We start from the raw sequence: 2,868 nt of genomic DNA, 5'->3' as shown, positions 1-2,868 counted from the left end.
GCTGCCCCCGCGCATGATACTGCCTCGGCAAAACCTCAAGCCGCGCAAAAGACTGAGTCGGCCAAATCAAACCCGCACAACCCACTTTCCTCCACAAGCATCTTTGACGATAAGGCTTTAAAGATGCAAAAAGCACAGTATTTAAAGGAGCAAGAATCTGGCCGTCTTTTGAAATCGAGCGCCGAGGATTTGCTAGAGAGCGTTTTGCCTTTTGGGCTGGATGATTTGGCAAAAAAGGGTGCGAATGCTTTTTTTGGCACGAGCCTTAAAATGAGTGATGAAAGGGATAGGCTGCACAAGGCTTTTTTACAGGATGCCAAGGACAAGATCGCGCGTGGCCTTGAGGATCAGCTCAATCTTGCAGAGCGAGAGGCCCTGTATAAGCGGCACGGTAAGGGCCTGAAGCAAAACATCGAGCGGGAGCGTAAGATGCTTGAGATTGAGAAAAAACAAGAGCGCTTGAGTAAGGAGGAGCGGGATTTAATCGAGGATGATTTAGGTTTTTTCAACACGCTTTTTAATGATGATAAGGACACAATAAGAGAATTTAAAGATGCGTATAAAAGTGAGGGCATTATCAGTGCTGATGTGCAAAAAGCGATCAATGTGCTAGAGCAATTTGAAGAAAGTGGGCTTTTAAGGCACATTTTTAGTGATAAGGAAAAAAAGCAAGAATTACAACAAGAATACCTAAAAAATGCCCTAATTATAGCAGAATTAAACGGCTTTGATGATGTGGGATTAAGTAAGGAAAATGAGCTTTATTTCATCAAAAACGAAAATGGCAAAGAGCAGAAATATCTCGTCAATACGGGCTTTTTTGATAATTTTTGGGATTTTATAGAAAATGCTAAATTTGAAATCGCTGGAGCTTTTGCAGGGGGTGTAAAGGGCTTTAATAGTGGTAAAAGTGCGAAAGGTAAGGTCGTAAAGAGCGTTTTAGGAGCGGCGGCTGGAAGCTTTGGTGGGGGATTAATGGACGCAAAAATTGCGGATATGTATCTAAATAGAGAGAGTAATTATAGGAGGAATTTAGAATACGCCCTTCAAGCAGGATTACTAAGCATAGCAGGGGACGGGGTGTTCTTAGCGGCGAAACCTATAGCAAAAGGCGCCGTAAAGGGCGTAAAAAATGCTTATGCTTATGCAAAAGAGCGCACGCCTTTAGGGTTTTTTAGCACTATTCTTAGCCAAAATATAAGCGCGGCAAATAAAATCATCGATGAAGTTTTTAGCCCTGAAATGAAAGAGGAGCTAAAAGCCGCACAGAAGGAATTCGGTGGAAGCGTTAGGGGGGAGGACTTAGCAAGTCCTGTCTTTGAAAAATTAAAAGAAAGCTTTGCTAAAAAATATGGCAAAGAGGATGCTAAAACGCAAAAAATCGCAAAACTAGCTGAAATTTTTAATGTGAATAGCCTTAAAACTAAACAACAAGAAATGCTGGATTTAATAAGAAGCGATAAGGACGGCTCTACTTTAGCCTATTTGTTAGAAGTGGCAAAAGATGATGTAAAAATCCAAAATAATCTTAAAAATATGCTAAATTTTGCAAGTGCAAATGTAGAAAAAAATCTTAAAAATCTTAACATCGATGCGCGCGAGATTAAGCAAATTTTAGACGAATTTGAGGCTGGAAACAAGGCTGCTTTTAAAGAAGTCGAAAATCAAATTTCAAAGCTTTATAATGAGGACATAAGGGTCGTTTTAGATAGAACGCATTATGAAAATATCAAAAAGGACTTTTTAGAAAATGGGGTCAATTTAGACGAAATGACGCCTTTTTTGAGGGATTTAGAAAATAATGTCTTTGCTAAAGAGGGCGTAACATTTGCAAAACTGAATAATTTTAGGAAAAATCTTAATTTTTACATTTTTAACAAAGATAAAACGCCTAATTTCATTAACACGCTTAAAAAAATAACTGAGACTTCTTTAAAAGCGGAGATTGATAGGGGGATAGATAATATCTTTAAAGAGCTGCCAAAGGCTTATGAGAGCATTAAAGAGCTTTATAGCACAAGCCTTAAAGATTATGCCGCAATGAAAGAGTTAAATGAGAGCATTAAAAATCTAAAACTCCAAGATAGTGCTAAAAGTGCTGATGAAGTGGTGAAAACCCTAATCAAATACGCAAAAGGGCAAGGCGAAAATGGTGTAAATAACTTGCAAAAAATTAAGGATTATTTGGGTGAGGAAAATAACGCCTTTTTAGAAATGCAAATCCTAAACCGCCTTTTTAAAGAAAGCGTAATCGAAAATGACAGAGCCAAAGTGCGCGTTTTTGATAGTGAGGACTTTTTGAATAAAGTGAAAAGCTTGGTGGGGGATACACAAGTTTTTAAAAGCGAGGAGGCTAGGGAGTTTTTAGAGCTAGTGGATGGCTTTCATAAGCTTTACAAAAACGATGCGTTGATTGCCAAGAATTTCGCGCACGCAACAAGCGAAAGGCTAGGCACAAGCATAGCCACAACAGCAGAGGGAGCGATAAAACAAAAGTTGGTAAAGGGAGCGTTTGATCCTATCTTCAGGCTTTTGCCGGATGGGATTTTATTTGGGATTTTTTCAAAGCAAATCCAAGGAGGGGCATTAAGGTATCATCTTAGAAAGGCACTTTCACGCTCTTTAAATTATGATGATTTTAAAATCAAGCTTGAAGGGGAATTAAAACGCACGAATTTTAACTCAAGCACAAGCCGATTAATTGAAAAATTTATGGATAATTTAGAGGCTTTTAATGCCGAAAAGGAAGCAAAAATCGCAAAAATGAGAGAGGAGGAAAGCGGCTTTAAAAACATAAGCTTTAAAGATAAAAAGGGTAAAAAACAGATTCAAATAATCTACAAAAAACTATAAATATATATTAATTAT

The 2,868-nt window shown here is 38.0% G+C and carries 1 protein-coding gene; it reads left to right on the top strand.

Annotated features, from left to right (window positions below):
- Nucleotides 1–2,853 (top strand): hypothetical protein (locus tag Q4A73_RS04610; RefSeq protein WP_303206268.1); only part of this gene is annotated, 2,853 nt, incomplete at its 5' end.
- Between the last annotated feature and the right edge of the window lie 15 nt (nt 2,854–2,868).

Source organism: Campylobacter sp., from assembly GCF_030528245.1.
Taxonomy (GTDB): Bacteria; Campylobacterota; Campylobacteria; order Campylobacterales; family Campylobacteraceae; genus Campylobacter_D.
This window is presented reverse-complemented; position numbering and strand designations above follow the sequence as displayed.